This is a genomic window from Thermoactinomyces sp. CICC 10521, from assembly GCF_016055135.1.
Classification (GTDB): Bacteria; Bacillota; Bacilli; order Thermoactinomycetales; family Thermoactinomycetaceae; genus Thermoactinomyces_A; species Thermoactinomyces_A daqus.
In genome coordinates this window covers 89,575-110,522 of record NZ_JAECVZ010000010.1, presented here as the reverse complement: position 1 = coordinate 110,522, position 20,948 = coordinate 89,575, and the positions used below count along the sequence as shown (strand labels likewise).

Sequence of the window (20,948 nt, the reverse complement as noted above, 5' to 3'; positions counted from 1 at the left end):
CTGACCCGCGATCATCCAAACTCTCGACAAATCACGTTCCTTTCGCGGGAACGAAACGTGCGGGCACTTATTCACCTCCTCAAATCAAAAACCACATACCTACCAAACCAATCTTCACAAATATTTCTAATTCTTTATTCGCCTTTCTCCTTTTTCTTCCTTCTCCGACAAGAAAATTTTCCAAAAACATCCAAACAGAGTGCCAGGGTGAAAAAACAACCGTTTCGGCCCTCAAAACAAAAAACCGACGCCTGCGGAATACAAGCATCGGTTTCTTTATCTCACCTATGTAACCGCGCACCTATCTCCGACGCATTTTGCCCGAGCGGACCCTGAACCTACGACTCGGATCAGGCACCCCTGCGGCACACGGGAATTCTTCCTTAGTGCTGCTTCCGTCAGGACCTGACACAGTTCAGAAGCTCTCGTTGCGCAGGACCCAATCGTCAACACCGGCGATTCAGGCCAAACCTCGCACAAAATGCGCCTCGGATAGGAATTCAACCCCGTTAAGGCGGATTACGGGTAACAGGGCACCGCCAGCTCCCCATCTAGCGCGGTGACTCCATCATAACACAAAACAGATGTTTGCACAACGGGAATTTTTTGAATCAGGCCGCACCCTTCTTTATAATAAAGCTTAAAAGGAAATTTCACAGAAGGTGATCGGATTGTCTCTGAGGCAACTCAAAAAGCAACCCCAGGCAGCCCGTTTTTTATTGCAGGCGATCGCCAAAGGCCGCGTGGCCCATGCCTATTGTTTTTTCGGTCCGAGCGGGACGGGCAAAAGGGCGATGGCACTCCAGTTCGCCAAGGCACTCAACTGCGAACAGCCGGAGGAATACGATGCCTGCGGACGCTGTCCCTCCTGCCTGAAGGTGGAGCACGGGAATCACCCCGATGTCGTCACCATAAAACCGGAAGGGTCCGTAATCAAAATCGATCAATTGCGCGCGCTGCAAAAGCGTTTCCGCTACAGCGCCCCGCCCGGGACAACGCGGGTGGTGATCCTGGAGCAGGCTGACCGGATGCGGCAGGAAGCAGCAAACAGCCTGCTCAAATTTTTGGAAGAACCGGTCTCCCCGATGGCGGCAATCCTGGTGACAGAAAATATGCAAGCCATATTGCCGACGATTTTATCCCGTTGCCAGCATGTACGGTTTGCGGAGCTTCCCCCGAAAGAAAAGGAAAGCGAACTTTTGGACAAGGGAATCGCCCCGGACGCGGCCCGCATTCTGTCTTATCTGCCGGAGGAATCCGCCCGGCTTTATGAAGCGGAACCGGATACATTCCCTGCTCTCTGCCAGAAGGTAATCCAGTGGAGCCAATCCATTCTGTCCGGAAAATCCGACGCGTATCTCACCCTGTCGCAACCATGGCTGACGGATGAACTGGCAAACAACCGGCTGCCGCTGGTACTTGACCTGCTGCTCCTGTGGCTGCGCGAATTGTTGAACAATCAGATCGGGCAAACGGATCCCGTCTTCGTCCCCTGGCAGAAAAAGGTGCAGGAACAAACTTATCTGAAACCCGCTTCTTCCTTGATCACCGCAATGGATAACGTTCTGATCGCCAGACGCCTTCTGCTGAAGAGCAGCGTTCAGCCCCTGACAGCCCTGGAGCAGATGGTGTTATCCACCCAAGCAGAAAAAGTGAGCACCGAAAACGGATGGCAATTGATTCCGTTATGACGAACCGGTTCCGATCTCCGGTTCTTTTTTATATCTTTTTAAGCGCGCATACAGTTGTCATTTATCCGAAACTCATGATTATCAACAAACACAATGATCTCAACCCGCCGGAATCACCCGCTTGCTTTCCAGTGTAGCCAAGTATGAACGGCAACTGTAATATTAATACTGCCGTTGTCGTTTCCATTAAGTTTGCAAGAGAGTTACGGGGCCCTCTCATGGACAAATTTTTGAAAATCACAGGAAAATCAGCTGATCCATTCAATGCCAATCGGGAATGAATGGAAATATAGCAGAACGTTGAAATCGCCGGGTTCGATGGTATATGGAGGAGTGTTAATCATAAATATGGATGTGATAGTTGCCTGTGTTTTTATTCTATTTGTTTTCTCCCAGCCTTTTGCAGTATCTGGTTATATTGAGTATCAGCTTATCCGTGGTGATACTGAAGAGAAAAGACAGAAGGGCTTTAAGATATTAAAAATAAACTGTGCCATCGTCAGCATCGTTGCTGCTTTTCTGCTCTTGGGTTACTTCTTTACCGAAGATGATTCATCATATATTCTGGCCACTATCTTCATTATGTTGCTTGGTCATCTTTATCACGCCTACCCCACGCTGGTGCGCAGATCGCCGACCCCGTTCAAGGATGTAGCAGTTCCCGGTGTCAGGAGCTTCTCTAAGAAGGTTTGTTTGGTTTGGGGGATCTTGCTGCCTCTTTCCTGGATCATACATAAAATTATCTATTAACAGGCAATTATTTTTTAATGTCCGAAGAAACGATAACTCTTTTAGATTCTTCGATTTGCATGCCCCATTTCAAACCGCGGAATATCCGGTACTATTTTTCGTGTATCTGCGCGGCTTCCAAGCCCTTGTTTTGATACAAAAAAAGAGCTGCCCGGTGTAAATCGGGCAACTTTATTTATTCCTGGGGAAACAGAATTTGGTTGGCATCATTTATTTATTCGAAAGATCAAGCCATTTTATGACCTCATGAGCGAAAAGATCAGGACATCAAAATGTGTTAGTCATTCACAATGGTTCAAGCGAAGATTACATCGGAATTGCTGATGAAAGAAAAAAGGATTCTTGCGAAATTGAAGCAAGAATCCTTTTCTTTGGAGTGCATGGCCGAGCGGCTTGTGATGTCCCCTTGTCACCAACGTTTCAAACGTCAGCCGCGGGACGCCACTCCCGCATTTTGCCCATGCTTTCCAAAATGGAAGCTGAACATTTCACCAGTGCCAAATTATGCCGTTTTTTTCCGTTTCACCGGAATCGGCCCGAACAGCTTATGATCCAGCCAGCGGATAAAGAGAGCGACCAAGGTCCCGACCACGATTCCGGACAGCACATCCGTCGGATAATGATGCCCCACCCAAATACGGGAGAATCCGATCAAAATCCCCAATATGAACAGAGAAATGCCGAGCTTCCGGTTATAACCCCAAAGCGCAACGGCAATCGAGATCGCTCCGGTCGTATGGTCGCTTGGAAACGATGCGTTGGGATCATGTTGGAGCAACAAATGTACATCGTGGGGATGAGCCACAAACGGGCGCTGGCGATTATAAATCAGCCCGATCACGAAGTTGAGCCCCATCGCAACTGCAACCGTGGCAAAACCGTTAATCGCGGTCATCCGGGTGGACGAACGCAGAAGCAGGATGACCAAAATAAGCACATACAGATAAGGACCAAATTCTGTCAATCCCATAAACAGATAATCAAGAAGAGCATTCTGTCCTGCCAAACCGTTAATCGCTTTAAACAACTGAAAGTCCCAAGCCACAGAAGTACCTCCTTTAGCCCCGCGTATGCCTGTATAAATTAACACCATTATAAAGAAACTGTAAAGGAAATCATATGGAGAACTTTAGACCAATTCAGCAAACCACCAGCAACTCCCCACCGACTTCACAGAAATGTAAAACATGAGTTGCACCGCTCCGGACCCTCTGAATGACCAATCGAATCAAACTATAAATTTTTACGATTAAAATTATAATATAAAAATCGAATAACTTATGAACATTTTTGGACACCATTTCTCCCCGGCTTCGCAAAACTGATTTCGCCAATTGATCAAAACTGAAAAACAAAAGAATATACACAATCCCCCTTCGTTTTCATCTCCTTCTCCCTGCCAAAGAACCAGTGCCCTTCTGGCCATCGACAATCAATTCTATCTATTTTTATCTTATATAATAAAATACTCTTTAAAATTATAAACAAAAATCCTATGTATCATCCGTCTGTATTTTTAGATTATTATGATGGATTAACTGAAAAAAGAGGGAGAAAGGAGCAAAATAAAGGGTTGTTTGGAAATAAAAGGGTTAACGGGCATAAAAAGAAAACCCGGCCGATCAAGAGGGCCGGGGGTCTCTTTTCTGCAAGCAGATGATCTTTTATACTGAACTGGAAATGAAGTCACATATCCGGGGTTTTGAGGGGACATTCCTTGTGCGCTTTCCTCATTGCGTTACCAAATGGATCGGGAAACTTTTAAGAGATTGACCTGTGGCCGATTCAACCAAATGTTCCGTGACCTCAAATCCGTCGACCAGTTGAATATCAGCAAACTTCTTCACAAACGTAGTCAAAGCGATGTTTGCTTCCATCCGGGCCAGCGGGGCACCCAAACAAAAATGCGGGCCTGCCCCAAATGTGAGATGCTGTTGATTGTTTGCACGATGGATGTCAAACTGTTCCGCGCGGGCAAATTGGGATTCATCCCGGTTGGCGGCAGCAATCCAGGCCACAACCATTTGCCCTTTCTTCATCTTGTGTCCAAACACATCGGTATCCTGTGCCACCTTGCGATCCATGGCGATCGGAAAGCGGAAGCGCAACACTTCCTCAATCGTCCGGGGAACCAAAGACAAGTCGCTGCGCAGCTCCTGATACAGGCCCGGACAATCCACCAACAGGGAATAAAACACATTGGAGATCAGCGTGGTCGTTGTTTCATTCCCGGCGGCCAACAGGCCCCTACTGATCATGACCACCTCTTCATCAGTCAACGGTTCATCCTCATAATCAACACGGATCAAATCCGAAATAATGTCGTCTGCCGGATTCTTCCTTTTTTCCTGCACGATCGGATGCAGATATTCATGAAACTCCTTCATGGCCCGGGCTTTTTGTTCAATGAGGTGATCATAGGTTTCGGCTGCATACGGGAGGAAGAGAATATCCGACCAGGCTTTAAACAACTGACGGTCTTTGGAAGGGACGCCCAGCAGATCGGCGATGACAATCACCGGAAGAGGAATTGCCAGCTTTTGAACGATATCGACAATCGTTTGCCCTTCCATCTCAGCGATCAGTTCATCGGCAATGGCCTGAATGCGGGGGGCCCATGTTTGCAAACTGCGGGGGGTAAACGCTTTGGCAACGAGCGCACGTCGTTTCCGATGTTCCGGAGGATCTGAAAAGTTGAGATTGGTGCGGCTGTTGTTTCTGGGAACAGGAATCAAACTTCGTTCTTTCCGGTTGGAAAAAAGGTGGTGGTCAAACAAAACGCGCTTGGCATGATCATATAAGAACACATTCCAGACATCTTGCTCGGCATCGTAATAAACGGGCTGCTTCTCCCGCATCTCCTTATACCACGAAAAAGGTTCCCATTGCTCCTGCTTTGATTTCAGCTTTGATATTTCATGTAAGAGAATGGTTTCATCCATCGTGTTCACAAAAATCCCTCCCCTGTGATCAACCTCTTACATATGTTAAATTAACATATATACAAGGCAAGGGGAACCCCATTGCAAAAAATTCATAAAAAGGTGATCCCAAATGTATGTTGAGCTTCTCATTTTGGAACAGCTTCTGTCAGGCCCCAAGCACGGATATGAAATAAAGAAAAACATTCAAGAAGCGTTAGGAGAGTCTTTTGAAATCAATAACAATTTGTTGTACCCGGCTTTGCGCCGCTTCCTGGAAATGGGGGCGATCTCCAAGGAAGTGGTTAAGCCCGAGGGCAAACCAAAACGCCATATCTATCTCCTGACCGATGTCGGGGAAGAAATTTTTTGTGAGATGATTCGCGATTTTCCCGATAAGTTAGCCGCAAGCCAAGCCGAATTTATGGTGAGAGTGGCTTTGTTCAACCGGCTTGATCGCGACATGCAATTTGAAATTCTGCAAAAGAGGGAGGATGTGCTGAAAGAAGAACGAAATCATTTTCACCAAATCGAAAGCGCTCATTCACAAAATCCGTTCGTTATGGAAGTGGTTCGCTTCCAAAAAAAGCAGATCGAACACGAATTGGACTGGATCATGCACTTAAAACAACGGGTGCTCGATCAGGCGGCCAGCGGATCCCTCAGTCAGGATTGGAAAACAAAGGCCGGATCAGCATCAATCTCCCTGTAACGATTGAACGAAGGCCGGATCCGGCCACACGGCTGATCAACGCGTCCAAATCGTCAAGACAAAAAGCAGATGAAACCGCATCTCCGGTGTTTTGGCAAACCGCGGTAAAAACAGCAAACGTGTGCTTCTTCACAAACCGGACGATCTCATCCGCACCTGCTTGTTGCTTTCAGTGTTCCCCCGTTTGCCGGAGATGCGCCCGGTCTTTGTTGAAGCGGTCGGGATACAGCAGCTTGCAGGCCCGCAACGCAACATTGAGGACCAATTTATTTTCCGGTGACATCACATCTTCTCCCAGCAGTTCCTTGATCTTCTCCAGGCGGTAGTAAAGCGACTGTCGCGCGATAAAAAGATGCTCGGCCGCCAGCTTTTTGGAGCAATCATAATCGAGATAAACTTTCAGCGTATGGAGAAGATCGCTTCCCTTATCCCGGTCATAGGCGATCAATGGCCCCAAATACCTCTCGACAAAGGCCGGCAGCACATTTTCGCTGTCTTTTAAATTCAGGAGCAGTTGAAAGATGCCCAGTTCTTCATGAAAAAGGAATCCGGCACGATGTTCCGAATTCAGCATCAAAACCTGATTGGCTTCCTTATAGCTGTGATGGACGCCGGTAAAGCCCGGATAGGGCCTTCCCACCCCTATATTCAGTTGAAGGTCCTGCTTCCGGTCCAAATCGGCTTTTTGGATCTGTTTCACTGCTTGCTGCAATCTTGTTTTCCATGGTTTATCCGGGCGAAGATCGAAGGCGATGACGGTGATCAAGCCGTTGTTCATAGTGATGAAAACGCGAAAATGGTACTGTTCAAAAACAGAGCGGGTCATGAGCGAAAAATCGTAGCGGATAAATTCGTGCAAGTCCCAGAGCGGTTCCGGCTCTTGCGAAAGGCCGAACTCAATCAGGCAGACGATGCTGTTAAGCCCCTTCAGTTTGTTATATTCCATGCCGAGATGGCTGTGCAGTTGCTCCTCTTCAATTCTCCGCTGCAACAGATCATCCACCCACACGTGTTCAAAGTGCAGCCGCCTTTCCTCGATATACCGCTTTCTCAGCAAATCCTGGGCAATCGCCAGGGAAGACCAATCCAATATCAGATCATCATAACGATGCGGTTCGCGGTTGCAGATCATGCCGATATGGGCCCAGATTTGCCCCATTGCCTTGACCGGCTGCACCAGGATTTTTTTCTCCCTGAAGGAAAAGCGGCGCGGACGGGATTCCGGCTCGCCCGGTCCCCCATTCATGTTGAGCCGCTCACGCAAAAAGCAAAACAACTCCTCCTGCTCCCGCGAATTTTTTTCCGGAACGAGCAAAGGTTTCCCCTTGACGGGCAGAAAGATGATGGGTGACTTTGTTTTTTCGTAAAGCATGTGCAAAATGTTATACGTTCCGTTCGGCTTCAGCGTCAGGCGATGAAATTCGCGGGAAAGGGCTTCCAGGTTTTGCAGCATGTGATAATGCCGGTTGATGATAATGGAATGCAAATCCTGCGTGATATCGACGAAGCGGATTTCCTCGCGAAAAATGATCAGCGGGAAATCATGCCGGTCGGCAATCTCGATTAAGTCCGGGGGAACCGAGTGAAAGTAATACCCGAATTCCAGACAGAGGCAGGAAGCATTCTGATCAATCAACCGTTTTAAATAGGACGCGGGAGAAGCCGCGGAGGATTGAAAGGTTATCCCAGTGGACAAGATCATCTCTTCCCCGTTGATCAACGAGCCGAACTCCGATACCTCCAGTATATGTACCCAGCGAATCCGGCGGTTTAATCCTTTTTTTCCCGCGATCACCTCCGCATTTTTAAAAACAGGCCGGTTTAAAACATCCCTTACCGTCAGAACCGGTTCCAGATGCAACGCTAACCACCCCCATGCGAATTGTCCAATAAATCGCCTCTATTTTTGACATTGTGTCTAATGGAATCGCTTCAAATTTCCTTTACACTTGACTCGGGGTTAAAAACCAAATTCACCGTAAAGGGGGGTACACCCGTGATTATCGGAGTACCAAAAGAAATCAAAAACAACGAAAACCGGGTCGGACTCACACCGGCCGGGGCCGCATCCTATATAAACAACGGTCATGAGGTTCACATCGAAACCGGAGCCGGTCTCGGCAGCGGCTTTACTGACCAGGATTATATCGCCGTCGGTGCCAAAATCGTCTCCACCGCCCGTGAAGCCTGGGCCGGCGACATGGTAATCAAAGTAAAAGAACCGCTTCCGGAAGAATACGGCTATTTCCGCGAAGGATTAACCTTGTATACGTATCTCCATCTTGCCGCTGAACCGGAGCTGACCAAAGCCCTGCTCGAAAATAAAGTAAACGCGATCGCTTATGAAACCATTCAGTTGGAAAACGGTTCTCTTCCGCTCCTCACCCCGATGAGCGAAGTGGCCGGCCGCATGTCGATTCAAATCGGCGCCCGCTTCCTTGAAAAACCAAATGGCGGAAAAGGGGTTCTCCTCGGCGGTGTACCCGGTGTACTGCCGGCAGAAGTTGTGATCGTCGGCGGGGGCGTCGTAGGCACAAACGCCGCCAAAATGGCCTTGGGCTTGGGAGCAAGCGTAACCATCCTCGATATCAACGCCGACCGTCTGCGCCAGTTGGATGATCTCTTCCACGGACAAGTGAAAACCTTAATGTCCAACTCTTTCAACCTGGCCGAAGCGGTGAAACGCGCAGACCTGCTCATCGGCGCTGTGTTGATCCCCGGAGCCCGTGCACCACGCCTGGTAACGGAAGATATGGTAAAATCGATGAAACCCGGCTCGGTCATTGTTGACGTAGCCATCGACCAGGGCGGATCGATTGAAACGATTGACCGCATCACCACCCACAGTAATCCGACATACGAAAAACACGGTGTCGTCCATTATGCCGTGGCCAACATCCCCGGCTCCGTCGCCCGTACATCGACATTGGCTTTGTCCAACGTAACCGTACCATACGGACTGCAAATCGCCAATAAAGGATTTAAACGGGCTGCGCTGGAAAATCGCGCCATCGCCAAAGGACTCAACACCGTGAACGGCGAACTCACTTGCAAAGCTGTAGCCGAAGCACACGGTCTCTCTTATAAAGACGTGAATGAAGTATTGGAAAACAAAGCAGTCTTATCCTAGGATTTTAACATCTTTTGTACCGGAATCCCCTTTTTTGTTTACACCTTTTCATCTTTCGCATATAATTATTTTAAATTTAATAAGATCGATGTTTTGGAGGAGCCTGTCACCAGCAGGCTCCTTTTGCATGTTTATTGGGAGTTTTTGGCAAAACTAAAAAGGACCCTTTTTCAGGGCGAAAGGATGATTGATGCAATGAATCCTACCATACTTGCCGTTGCCATTTTCCTCATCACCTACGCCATTATTATCACGGAAAAAGCCAGCCGGTCGGCCATCGCCGTCTTCGGCGGTGCACTGCTGATCGTATTCGGAATCCTTAACCTCGATCAGGTTTTTGAAAAATATATTGAATGGAATACCATTACGCTATTGATCGGCATGATGATTCTCGTAGGGATCGTCAACAAAACCGGCATCTTCCAATATGTTGCCATCAAATCGGCCAAGGCGGCCAAGGGAAATCCGGTACGCATCCTGATTATCCTTTCCGTTTTCACCGCGGTCGCTTCGGCCTTTTTGGACAATGTGACCACCGTTTTGTTACTGGTTCCCGTCACCTTGGCCATCACCAATATTCTCGAATTGAACCCGACCCCGTTTTTAATCTCGGAAATTCTCGCTTCCAATATCGGCGGTACGGCCACACTGATCGGCGATCCGCCCAATATCATGATCGGGTCGGCCAATAAACATCTGTCGTTTAATGACTTCCTGCTCCATCTCTCCCCCGTCGTACTGATCATCATGATCGCCACTCTCCTGGTTCTTTACCTGATCTATCGGCGACAGCTGACCATCCCGGGGAAAAACGTGCAAAAACTGATGGAACTTGATGAAAGCGACTATATTAAAAACCCGGCTCTGATGAGAAAATCGCTCATCATTCTGGGGCTGACCATTCTCGCCTTTCTTCTGCATTCTGTCATCCACCTGGAAGCCTCGATCATCGCCATCACCGGGGCCACTCTCCTAATGATCGTGGGCTTGAACAAAGAAGAAGCGGAAGAAGCTCTGGACTCAGTCGACTGGGTCACGATCTTCTTTTTCATCGGACTGTTCACTCTGGTTGGAGGCTTGCAGGAAGTAGGGGTGATCAAATATTTGGCCGTCAAATCACTCGATCTCACCCATGGCGATATCCCTCTCACCTCGGCGCTGATTCTATGGGGATCCGGCTTTGCTTCGGCTACCATCGACAATATTCCCTTTGTCGCCACCATGATCCCGCTGATCCGGGATATTGCGGACAGCCTCGGTCTGTCCATCGATTCCCCTGCCATCAACGCCTTATGGTGGTCGCTCGCCCTGGGAGCTTGTCTTGGCGGCAACGGTACGCTGATCGGAGCTTCAGCCAACGTCGTCGTCGCCAATATCGCCGAACGGGAAGGAAAAGCATTCAGTTATTGGGATTTCCTGAAAATCGGCGCTCCGCTGACCCTGCTGTCGCTGCTGATCGCGCAGTTGTATCTGTACTTCCGCTACCTCATCCATTTTTAAAAAACGGGAAAATCAACGCCGGCAGAGGTGTCCCAGCGTTGATTTTCCCATGACCGTTCATCTAGTATAGATAGATCATCCAACGGTCGATCTCCTTAAACCCGATCCTTTGGTAAATTCGCCCCGCCTCCGGGTTATCGTAAAAGAGGCAGAGTTCTTTTCCTTCCGCCAAAACATCGAGACATAATTTACCGATGCATTTGGAGGCCAGCCCTTGCCGTTTATATCCGTCCAATGTGGCGACTCCGACTACCATCGCCGACAACGAATTTTCCGCCGCAGTTGAGGCAATCGATACCATTTTTCCATTTCGCTCTATATAATAAGTCCGCGAAACCCCTTTCTTCATATTTGTTTCCCGATCCTTCTCCGTTCCCACGTCGACGAATTCCGGGATTTGCCTGTACAGTTCCCCGATTCTGCCGATGTCCTGCAAACCGGCGCGTTTCACTTCGCGATAATCATCTTTCAACATGGCGGTGTCGCCTGTCAATTTCGCATAATGCAACTCCCGCTCCTTCACCAATCTTCTGCTTATGTAAGGATAAACCCGGCTGGTTACTGATTTCAGGCCGCTCAATAACCCAAAATCACCATCTTCCGAGATAATGGAAGCAAAGCCTTCGGCATCAAAATTTCCGGAAGCGGCATAAGGAATGAAATTTCTTTTGTACTTAAGCAGAACGGCACGCAGACGGCCATTTTCATCAAAATCGCCCCATACCTTCTGAAACTCCTGTTCATAACCAAAGGCCTCCAAATCGCCAAGGATAAAGAGATTTTCTGCGGACTTGGGCCGAAGCAATTCAAGGCACTTATCATGGTCGCGTTCGGATAATCTTCTGATCATGTAACTCCCCCTGGAATATCGCGATCAATCAATGCATCTGTCTGCGTCTGCACAGAAAGAAATTTCTGTATGATGACTCGCGATTTATCCCCTTAGTGATCACATTTCGTTTACTTTAAACAGTTTCTCCCCATTTCCGATTATTTTAGCAGATTCAAACTGTCTAAATCCATATGAAAAACAGACACCGACGGTATGCCGGTGCCTGCTGGGGCAAAACTTTTGCCTTGACCCATTTTTTTAAGAGGCGCTCACTTCAGGGAATCGAGAATATTGCGTACACTGGTGGAAAAAACGGACCCGGAGGCTGCATCCCAGTTGACCGACCAGGTCATGACCCCTCTGAATCCGGGGTATCCTTCCGGCTTCCTGAGTTTGTAGCTGCCGCCGTAGGAAATGCCTTTGACCAGATAATTTAGCGCTTTCTCGATCTCAGCCGGAGACGTATAACCTCCCGAAGGCGCTGCTGCCTGCGTCGCCGGGAGACCGATCGCAACCTGATCTTCCCTCAAGGCCGGAAACATGTTATTGGGATTGTTGGCAACAGGAAATCCGTGCAACAACATCTCCGCCATCGCAACCTGGAAATCAGCTGTTCCCTGTGTATAAGTCCGTCCGTCAAGACCGGTCATCGATCCTGAATTGTAGTGCTGAACATTGATATAGGTCAATTTGTCCCGAAGCCCGTAAATAACAGGCAGGTAGGCGCCCCACGGCCCTCCGTAGGCGGTATATCCCCCCTGGACATAAGCCGTTTCCGGTGCCATCGACAGGATAAAATCGGATCCGAAACGATCACAAAGCGTACGGACTGCCGAAATCAGATTGACAATCGCCGGTGTTTTCGGATTGCGGAAATCCGTATCGCCGCTGGCCAAGGATAAGGAACCGCCCTCAAGATCAATATCAATTCCATTAAAGCCATAGGTTTGAATCAGATTGGACATCGAGTTGATGAAGTTTTGTTTTGCCGTCTCATCATTAAGCTGAATATGGCCATTGGCCCCTCCGAGCGAGATGACCACCTTTTTCCCGATGCTGTTCAGGTAGGCGATATCTGCCTTAAACTCTTCCGGAGTTGCATTGTATGGTGTAAATCCGACCTCACCGGGCGCTGCACCCGTCGGCTCGGCAAAAGCGACATTGATGACATCATATTTGGTTGATACATTTCGCAGTCGAATATTTGCCGATCCATTGTCAAAATTGTGCCAGTAACCGATAAGAAGCTTATTCCCGACACCGTCGCCGCTTACGGGGGAAGGATTGGTGGTAACCGTGACCGCATTACCTGCGGCAAAAACACCTGCGGGCAGAATGCTGAGCAGAAGCGTCAGGATCACCGCAACAGGAAACATCTTCGGCAATGCCCTCCAAACTGCAGCAAAACGGAGCCGTTTAAATCGAATCACGCAAGAACCACCCCTGTAAAACAAAATGAGAAATTACGGAAAATGCGGAAGAAAAACATCAAGTATTGGTATAGACAACCTATCAGACTCATGATTTATTATAGGGGTAATTTTTATAAAAATCAAATATTTCAACTTATCTGATGTATTTTTATCTACAAAAAATGAATTAAATCATCAACAACCCATTCCACCGTTCTTTCCGCTCAATTGTATAGACAACTCTACAAATATAAATTAGAATAATTATATATAGAATATTTTGTATTTTAAACCAGGAGGGTTGTTTCCATGGCAAAATCAGTTTTCTGGTCCAAAATGCTAACTGCCTGCCTCATGATGTTGTTGGTTGGTGCCGGCACAATGACATTTGCCGCCAGTGCCTCCGCACACGGTTACATCGAGTCGCCGGCAAGCCGGGCTTATTTGTGCAAACAGGGGGTAAACACAAACTGCGGACAAATTCAGTGGGAGCCCCAGAGCGTCGAAGGACCGGGATCATTTCCGCAATCCGGCCCGCCGGACGGGCAACTCGCCGGAACCGGCCGCTTTCCGGAACTGAACGTACAAACAGAGAGCCGCTGGCAGAAAGTCACCATCCACGGGGGTGCAAACACCTTCCAATGGTACCTGACCGCGCCGCATGCCACAAAAGAGTGGAAATATTACATCACCAAGAAAGGATGGAATCCGAACAAACCCCTGAGCCGTGATGAACTTGAGCTTTTCTGTTATTACCCTGGTGACGGAAAACGTCCCCCAAATACAGTCACGCATACGTGCAATGTTCCGACGGACCGCAGCGGCTATCACGTGATCTTGGGAGTCTGGGAAATCGCCGATACCGGAAACGCCTTTTATCAGGCGGTCGATGTGAATTTGGTGAACAATAATTTAGCTGCACAAAAATCGACACCCCAAAACACCGATGCCCCGATCCCCAGTATGATCAATTGGTTAAAATCTCTTTGGCCCGGTAATTGAAGTGAGTGCCACCGAAAGGGTTCTGAAAACGCCAGTTGTTCTTTAAATCAAAACCTTTGCAACAATATGAGACACTGTGACCACGGTGTCTCTTTTTCCGTTCGGAACAGCGTTTTTTCCGGCGATCATCCCCTGCGGTGCCGACAGCAAGCTTCTATTTCCGTTCTCGTTTTCATATTTTATAATTGTTATTGATTATGAGTACAACTCTTATAGGTGGGATGAAGATGGAACACTTTGTGACTGGGTATTTCGACGTGTTACGGGGTCGTATCCTGAAATTCCTGGAGGAAACTTCAGAAGAAGTCGCCGACCAAATGCCGCAAGGATTCAACAATACCATTCGCTGGAATGCAGGTCATATCCTGATCGTCTCTGATGTGTTTTTCGGTTTGGAAAGTCTCCCCGCAAACTATAAAGAACTTTTCTGGCCCGGAACCAAACCGTCTGACTGGACAGGGGAAGTCCCGACGCTGGAGACATTAACTTCCCAATTGCGGGAACAAACGGCACAATTGAAAGAGGCCTTTTCCAACCGGTTGGGGGAAAAGCTGGAAAAACCCCTGAACTTCCCAAACAACCTCAACATCGAAACAGTTGGTGCGCTCTTTAGTTTCACAAACTCGCACGAAAGCCTTCATCTGGGCTATATGAATGCTTTGAAGCGGACCATTCAAGGGCAAATCTAATCTCCGCAAGCTTGATTCATGACATTCAACACGGGATGTCTCATCCCCGTTCCTGTCCCGCACGGGCGGAACTCCTGCTGCCGGCAGGCTGGCTCCCCCCCCCGTGCGTCCGACAATTCACATCTGTCAGAAATCGGCAGCACCATCCCCGTTCGGGCCAATGTAAAAGCGGGAAATCGCCCGATGACATAGAGGGAATTCAAATGGTCAAGACCTCCCCCACAAAGAACCACCCCATTTGATCAGGATTGGATCCGGCAATCTTTTTTTATGCCCGAATCCCCACCACTTGTCACCCTTTGTTCACTTCGCTTTTTATTTGTGAGGAACAGACCCGGAATGAAGATGATGGCAAGGATCATTGCAGAAACCAGGAATCCGGCATGATAACCCTTCAATCCATTCGCAATCGTCGGTTGTGATCCCTGTACGACAGTTGCGACAACAGTTGCAATCACAGCCGAACCAAAGCTTGAACCGAGATTTTCAATAATATTGATACCCACACCTGCTTCCGGAAGTTGTCTGCTGTCAAGTCCAGTATAAGCGTCACTCGTCAACGGGAGCATAATTCCCCCAAAACTGGTGCCACGGATGAACAGTACAACAGAAATCCAAATCATGCTTGTTTGATCAGTGATAAAGATAAGCGGAACAGATCCGATCAGCGAAAGAACCAGGCTAACCATAACCACATATTTGGCTCCGACCTTATCAATCATTTTTCCGATGAACGGCCTGGTAACGAGCATCCCGAGTCCCTGAGGGATTAACGCAAGCGCTGCTTCGATGGCCGTGAAGTAACGGAAGTTTTGGAAGAACAACGGAAGGATTAACATGGGACCCATGACGGCAATATTCGCCAAGAACAAACCGATGCTTGATGCCAGGAAGCTCTTGTGCGCAAACAAATTCATCGGCAGCACGGTTTGATTCTTTCTGATTCGGTTATATCCAAGGTAAATTGCTGCCAAAACAAGGCCAATACCCATCCATCGGATTGTTTCGCCATTGTTAAATGATGCATGGTCGGCCGCTTTCGTAATCCCGTAGATCAATGCCGCACTCATCAAGGACAAATTGATCATCCCAAAAACATCGAGTTTACTGTCTCTGTTGAATGGTTCAAATTCCGGAATCGTTCTCATCATCAGTGGTGCAGCAATCAAAACGATAAATACGTTGATGAAGAAAATCCACTGCCATGATGCCCCCTGGACGATGAGCCCCCCGATGACAGGTCCCAAAATCGGCCCGAAGATCATGGGCGTGCTGACAATCGCCATCACCTTCCCCAGATTTTCCGGACCCGCTGTTTTAACCAAGAGTGTGGACATGAGCGGGGTGATAATCCCGGCACTGAATCCTTGGAGGATCCGGAGGAAAATGAAACTGGAAATGTCCCAACTGATTCCGGCAAGAACGGAAGTGACACCAAAAGCGATAACCGTGCCGATGTAGATCTTCTTTCCATTAAATTTGTTCATAAGCCATCCAGATAGCGGAACTGCCATCGCAAGGGCTAACACATAACCTGTAATGGCCCACTGAATCGTGTCCAAAGTTGTGTTGAACTCCTTACTCAGTTGGTCGACGGCGATGTTCACCATGGTTGAGTCAAGCATTGGCGCAATTGCTCCCAATGCAATAGCCCAGGCGGCCATGAGAATTTCTTTTGGCAATCCTCTATCTTTTGTCTGATCTTTCGTCATAAAACCCCTCCTTAAACGAGGCATTATTATTTCCTAGGAAACATAATCAGGTTATCGTGTTTTTGTTTCCATGTCAACAATCAAACAACAATAAAAAGGCAGCCTGCTCCTTAATGGACTTGGGCTGCCCGGGATTGGATTACATTTTCATTATTGAAATTGATTCCTGTCTACTATCTGCCACCCTGTTTCTTTATTTCTTCATCTAAATGCCTTCTGTATTTTTCCACAAAGCGAAGCATACTGTCATATTCTTCCTCGGTGATCTGCTCGAATACAGCTTTATCCCGCTCTTGAAACTCTTTGTGAAGCTCTTTATGAATTTTATATATTTCCTTCCCCTGCTCAGTAAGCCTGAAATAGATTTCCTTCTTGTTATTCGGCCTCTGGTAACTCTCGATCAGTCCTTTTTCAATAAGCTTCCTAGTTATTTTGCTTATCGCACCTCTGGTCATATAAAGGGATTCCGCAAGTTTGGTCACGTTGGGATGCACATGATTTCCGATGTATTCGATGCAATGCACTTCAGAAGGCTTATAACCCTTAAGCCTTTCTTCCATCTTAGGCTTATTAAGCGAGACATACTTGTTGAACAAGTCCCGGAAACCCATAATAAGCTGGTCTTTTTTGTTCATCTCCAGTCCCCCGCTTTCGATCCGTTAACTCTATTATATTTTTTGTTTCAACTCCCTTGGCTTTAAGAGATTTACAGTTTATCCCTTTTCCCTCCCATTATACCAATCCCCATGCAGGAGGGGATTGGGTATTCAGCGACTGACCATTTCAGGCGGCACAGCTTTAAATCCCCGAAAAATTGAATCTTTGGTCTCTTCGCTAATGAGATAATTCCGAACCTCATTTCCGGAAATCCACTGATATGCAGAATGATCTTCACTTAATCGGATATTTGCCGGGTCATCTGCAAGCCTAACCAAAAAAACGACTTCCACTGTATGTCTGTTTCCGTTCTCCGAAAGATAAGAAAAGACTTTGTACGGCTTGACGACTTCAACATTTAAATCCACTTCTTCGCGAAATTCCCGTTTCAGCGCATCACCCGGGTCTTCACCAAAATTAACCTGTCCTCCGGGCAACTCATAATATCCGGGCAAAAAAGTTTCTCGTGAAGACCGCTCCACAATAAGCGTCTTTCCCTGATGATAAATAAATCCTGTACAAACAATTTTCTGATACACTCCAATCCCTCATTTCATCCTATTTGATTCCCCCGTACAAAAACTCCGAATCTGCCTGATCCGGTATTGAGCGATGTGAAACGCTCAATTATTTTTCACAACTGCATTTTTAAACGATTACACAGACTTTACTTCTTCTCCTGCTCCCGATTAAAGATGATAAAAGGGGCAGATCCGGTCATCAGCCCCATCTGCCCCGTTCACGCGGTTCCCAGCTCTCCTTTGTCTCCTTTCTCTAAACACAGACTCCTCTCCGAAAAGTTCCTTCTCTTTAAAACTCCATTTCTCCAGAGAAGGAAGGTTCGGTAATCTGTATTGAAAATTGCGATATATCAAGGCCCCTACAATCAACGTTCGAGAATGTCCGCTGTCAGTAGATCTCACCTGATGGTATAGTCTTGTGACAGACGGACGCCATATCAAAACAACTCCTTTGTTTTTACTCCAAGCATAAACATTTATTTTGGTTTTTCAATATTCCGAATCAAAACACTTTAGCTGACTAACATTAGAAGTTCATCGGAAGGTTCCCCGATTCCGGAAAAACAAAAAGGGCTCCGCATTTGCGAAACCCTTGTGTTTTGGCGGAGAGGGTGGGATTCGAACCCACGGTACGAGTTGCCCCGCACAACGGTTTTCGAGACCGCCTCCTTCGACCACTCGGACACCTCTCCATATATATGAAGTACCAGACACTAAAACATTTTATAGGATAAATAAAAAAAAGTCAAGGAAAAAAGGGCAGGGGAGAAACAGTTTTTGCCCTTTTTCCCTTGGTGAAGAATGTGGCGGGAAATGGTTTCACTTTGCTCCTTACGCCGCTTCCCCTTCTCCTCGGGCGTAGGCATTCCCCTTTTCCCGGTCGTATTGTTTTTCCCAGGTGGAGATGACAACTGCAGCAAGGGAGTTGCCGACAACGTTGACGGCGGTGCGTCCCATATCAAGGATGCGGTCGATACCGGCGATAAAGGCGAGCCCTTCTAGGGGAATCCCCACGGAACCGAGGGTTGCCAGCAAGACGACAAAGGAAACGCCCGGAACTCCGGCTATGCCTTTTGAGGTTAGCATCAGGACAAGTACGAGCATGATCTGTTTTTCGATCGGCATATGAATATTATACATCTGCGCGATAAACAAAGCCGCCAGCGCCTGATACAGGGTGGAACCGTCCAGGTTGAACGAATACCCGGTCGGAATGACAAAGGAAGTGATCGATTTGGGACAGCCGAATTTCTCCATTTTCTCCATGATGCGCGGGAGAACGGTTTCAGAACTGGCGGTGGAATAGGCCAGGATCAATTCGTCTTTCAGGATTTTGATCATTGTCCACAGATTGACCTTGCAGACGAATTTGGCAACGAGCCCAAGAATCAGGACGACAAACAAGATCATGGCTCCGTAAACGGACAACACCAGTTTCAGCAGCGGAACCAGAGAGTGAATGCCGAACTTGGAAATGGTCACCCCGATCAGGGCAAACACGCCGAACGGGGCAAACCGCATCACCTTGTTGGTCACCCAGAACATCGCATCCGACGCCCCTTTGAAAAAGGCCAGCACCGGCTTTCCTCTTTCCCCGATGGCGGCAACGGCCAAACCGAACATGACGGAGAAAAAGATGACGGCCAGCATGTCGCCATTGGCAAAGGCGGCAAACGGATTTGTCGGTACAATTCCGACAACGGTGTCGACAAAGCTGTGAGTGTTTTGCTGATTCGCCGTATCCACATACGACTGAATATCCGTTTTCGTCAGCTGTTTCATATTCACGCCGTCACCCGGCTGAACGATATTGGCCACGAGAAGGCCGACGATGATCGCAATCGTGGTAATGATCTCAAAGTAGAGAATCGTTTTTCCGCCCAGCTTGCCCAGCTTCTTCACATCCCCCACCCCGGCAACACCGACGACCAAAGTGGAGAAGACAATCGGGACGACGATCATTTTAATCAGATGCAAAAAGATATCGCCCACCGGCTGCAGATAGGTTTCTACAGCCGGATTCCCGTAAAAGACAGCTCCTACTGCAATCCCAAGCACCAAACCGATCAGGATCTGCCACGCCAGACTAATCCGTTTCACACGCGCACCTCCGAATATTCGTATTTATCAGGTTAAAAAATGGTCAATATAATACGCCGACAACAGACAATACCATGGTTTTCAACATTTCAAACGAAAAATCCCACAAAGTGATGATACAGCCTTGAGCCGAAGGGTGTTGATTCAGATACTGCTCCGCCGTCATTCCCAAGACCAAACCGATAAAAAGTACACGCCAAAGACCTTCCCGTTTCACGGGGCATCCCTCCGTGTAAAACACCCTCATTTCTTCTTCGGGGGTGAAGAAGGTAATTTTATTATAGAAATGAACCTACAAAAACCTATAAAAACGTACAAAAATTTGACACACTTTTTCGAGTAATGGAAATGAAATTAAAACAGCCCTCTCCCCACTCGGGGAAAAGGCTTACTCCATCGCCATCATCCTGGCATCTTCATACAGATTGCTGATAAATTTGCGCATCTGCACCCGTGGATTCATCTCGCTGCTTTTCACCGCACCTTTGCTCTTTTTCATTTCCTTGATCAGGCGATGAATCTCTTCCAGATCAAAGTAGCGGTGCGCATAGTTCTCAAAGTTAATATTGTGAAAATCATCTGAGCCGAGATAAGCCATATAGTGCATGGCCCGAATAATCGCCCGGCGAATGCGCGCCTCCATCGCCTTCACTTCTTTGGCAATCTCGGTCTCCTTTTTCGCTGTGCCCAGCCGCTCCTCGGCCACTTGCTGAAACAGGGACTTCAATATCGGAAACTCCGTCTCTGCCCGTTCCTGATTTCGCTCAAGAATGCGCAGGATATCCAGCAGATCGGCACTTCCGCTCTCGCTGTTGATCGACAGTTCCTTCAAGATGGCTTTTCCCGCGTCGGCCAGACTTCGTCCAGGCTGTTTTCCTTTTTGCCCTTCCATCAGGCGGCCCGACTGATACCCCAGAACCCCCTGGGTAATGCTGTGGATCAGAGCCTCTTTGCGGATCATCTCGCAAATATTGGTCAGGATGCGGTTTACCTCATTTCGGACAATCGGTTTGGTGATATAGTATTCGATCTTGAGCGCATACGCTTCTTCTTTGATCTCCTCGCTGCTGAACTGGGAGATCATCACGATTTTGCCTTGAAAATCCTGCAGTTGCCGTATCGTTTCCAGGCCGTCCCGCTCCGGCATCATCTGATCGATCAGAAGAATATCAACCCGCTTCATCCTGAGCAGATTGCTGTCGATCTGCGCACCGTTCTCCGCTTCACCCACCACTTCTCCGAGACCGCCTTCTTCAATAATTTCCGCCAAAATCCATCGGGTGGTTTTATCATCATCGACGATATAAAAACGCATCGTC

General features: G+C 47.9%; 18 protein-coding genes, 1 tRNA gene and 1 other RNA gene. 7 read left to right on the top strand and 13 right to left on the bottom strand.

All coding sequences use genetic code 11. The annotated features are described in order from the left end of the window. Window positions 1-293: 293 nt before the first annotated feature. Window positions 294-560, bottom strand: an RNA gene (gene ffs / locus I8U17_RS09305) — signal recognition particle sRNA large type. 111 nt (window positions 561-671) lie between these two features. On the opposite strand from ffs, the gene holB reads away from it, so the two are divergent. Both holB and I8U17_RS09295 read left to right on the top strand, forming a co-directional pair. Further along, complete coding sequence (holB, locus tag I8U17_RS09300) at window positions 672-1,691, top strand: DNA polymerase III subunit delta' (RefSeq protein WP_198055615.1); 1,020 nt, start codon at window positions 672-674, stop codon at window positions 1,689-1,691. Between the two features lie 348 nt (window positions 1,692-2,039). Beyond that, window positions 2,040-2,441 (top strand): hypothetical protein, encoded by a 402-nt coding sequence (locus I8U17_RS09295; protein ID WP_033102193.1) that lies wholly within the window; start codon window positions 2,040-2,042, stop codon window positions 2,439-2,441. A gap of 502 nt (window positions 2,442-2,943) precedes the next feature. Here I8U17_RS09295 and I8U17_RS09290 read toward each other — a convergent pair. Further along, window positions 2,944-3,486, bottom strand: a complete 543-nt coding sequence (locus tag I8U17_RS09290; protein ID WP_052154422.1) for an undecaprenyl-diphosphatase — start codon at window positions 3,484-3,486, stop codon at window positions 2,944-2,946. 685 nt (window positions 3,487-4,171) lie between these two features. Beyond that, on the bottom strand, window positions 4,172-5,392 hold the full coding sequence (locus I8U17_RS09285; protein ID WP_033102195.1) for a cytochrome P450: 1,221 nt from the start codon (window positions 5,390-5,392) through the stop codon (window positions 4,172-4,174). A gap of 103 nt (window positions 5,393-5,495) precedes the next feature. On the opposite strand from I8U17_RS09285, the gene I8U17_RS09280 reads away from it, so the two are divergent. Beyond that, on the top strand, window positions 5,496-6,074 hold the full coding sequence (locus I8U17_RS09280) for a PadR family transcriptional regulator (RefSeq protein ID WP_198059315.1): 579 nt from the start codon (window positions 5,496-5,498) through the stop codon (window positions 6,072-6,074). A gap of 169 nt (window positions 6,075-6,243) precedes the next feature. Here I8U17_RS09280 and I8U17_RS09275 read toward each other — a convergent pair whose 3' ends face one another. After that, on the bottom strand, window positions 6,244-7,935 hold the full coding sequence (locus I8U17_RS09275) for a PucR family transcriptional regulator (RefSeq protein WP_232330999.1): 1,692 nt from the start codon (window positions 7,933-7,935) through the stop codon (window positions 6,244-6,246). A 135-nt stretch (window positions 7,936-8,070) separates the two neighbouring features. Here I8U17_RS09275 and ald point away from each other — a divergent pair, with 135 nt between their 5' ends. Together ald and I8U17_RS09265 are read left to right on the top strand one after the other, a co-directional pair. Then, a complete protein-coding gene (gene ald / locus I8U17_RS09270) occupies window positions 8,071-9,204 on the top strand; it encodes an alanine dehydrogenase (RefSeq protein WP_033102198.1) in 1,134 nt (377 codons plus the stop codon). A gap of 195 nt (window positions 9,205-9,399) precedes the next feature. Next, window positions 9,400-10,704, top strand: coding sequence for an ArsB/NhaD family transporter (locus I8U17_RS09265; protein ID WP_033102210.1), 1,305 nt, complete (start codon window positions 9,400-9,402; stop codon window positions 10,702-10,704). Window positions 10,705-10,765: 61 nt separating this feature from the next. On the opposite strand, the gene I8U17_RS09260 is transcribed toward I8U17_RS09265, so the two are convergent. Beyond that, a complete protein-coding gene (locus I8U17_RS09260) occupies window positions 10,766-11,554 on the bottom strand; it encodes a GNAT family N-acetyltransferase (RefSeq protein ID WP_033102199.1) in 789 nt (262 codons plus the stop codon). 251 nt (window positions 11,555-11,805) lie between these two features. After that, window positions 11,806-12,912, bottom strand: coding sequence for a chitinase (locus tag I8U17_RS09255; protein WP_198059319.1), 1,107 nt, complete (start codon window positions 12,910-12,912; stop codon window positions 11,806-11,808). Between the two features lie 345 nt (window positions 12,913-13,257). Here I8U17_RS09255 and I8U17_RS09250 point away from each other — a divergent pair, with 345 nt between their 5' ends. Both I8U17_RS09250 and I8U17_RS09245 read left to right on the top strand, forming a co-directional pair. Then, the gene (locus I8U17_RS09250; RefSeq protein ID WP_198059314.1) at window positions 13,258-13,950 is read left to right on the top strand and encodes a lytic polysaccharide monooxygenase; all 693 of its coding nucleotides are present in this window, start codon (window positions 13,258-13,260) and stop codon (window positions 13,948-13,950) included. Between the two features lie 227 nt (window positions 13,951-14,177). After that, on the top strand, window positions 14,178-14,639 hold the full coding sequence (locus I8U17_RS09245) for a DinB family protein (RefSeq protein WP_198059313.1): 462 nt from the start codon (window positions 14,178-14,180) through the stop codon (window positions 14,637-14,639). 242 nt (window positions 14,640-14,881) lie between these two features. On the opposite strand, the gene I8U17_RS09240 is transcribed toward I8U17_RS09245, so the two are convergent. From I8U17_RS09240 to I8U17_RS09210, 7 genes are all read right to left on the bottom strand, one after another. Continuing rightward, window positions 14,882-16,351, bottom strand: a complete 1,470-nt coding sequence (locus tag I8U17_RS09240) for an MDR family MFS transporter (protein WP_198059312.1) — start codon at window positions 16,349-16,351, stop codon at window positions 14,882-14,884. A gap of 173 nt (window positions 16,352-16,524) precedes the next feature. Beyond that, window positions 16,525-16,986 (bottom strand): MarR family transcriptional regulator, encoded by a 462-nt coding sequence (locus I8U17_RS09235; RefSeq protein WP_033102202.1) that lies wholly within the window; start codon window positions 16,984-16,986, stop codon window positions 16,525-16,527. Window positions 16,987-17,118: 132 nt separating this feature from the next. Further along, complete coding sequence (locus I8U17_RS09230) at window positions 17,119-17,547, bottom strand: NUDIX domain-containing protein (protein WP_052154426.1); 429 nt, start codon at window positions 17,545-17,547, stop codon at window positions 17,119-17,121. A 582-nt stretch (window positions 17,548-18,129) separates the two neighbouring features. Continuing rightward, window positions 18,130-18,221, bottom strand: a tRNA-Ser gene (locus I8U17_RS09225). Window positions 18,222-18,360: 139 nt separating this feature from the next. Continuing rightward, the gene (locus I8U17_RS09220; protein WP_033101601.1) at window positions 18,361-19,629 is read right to left on the bottom strand and encodes a cation:dicarboxylate symporter family transporter; all 1,269 of its coding nucleotides are present in this window, start codon (window positions 19,627-19,629) and stop codon (window positions 18,361-18,363) included. A gap of 43 nt (window positions 19,630-19,672) precedes the next feature. Beyond that, window positions 19,673-19,846: a hypothetical protein gene (locus tag I8U17_RS09215; RefSeq protein ID WP_198059311.1), complete on the bottom strand. Its 174-nt coding sequence runs from the start codon at window positions 19,844-19,846 to the stop codon at window positions 19,673-19,675. Between the two features lie 171 nt (window positions 19,847-20,017). After that, window positions 20,018-20,944 (bottom strand): DNA-binding domain-containing protein, encoded by a 927-nt coding sequence (locus tag I8U17_RS09210; protein ID WP_198059310.1) that lies wholly within the window; start codon window positions 20,942-20,944, stop codon window positions 20,018-20,020. Between the last annotated feature and the right edge of the window lie 4 nt (window positions 20,945-20,948).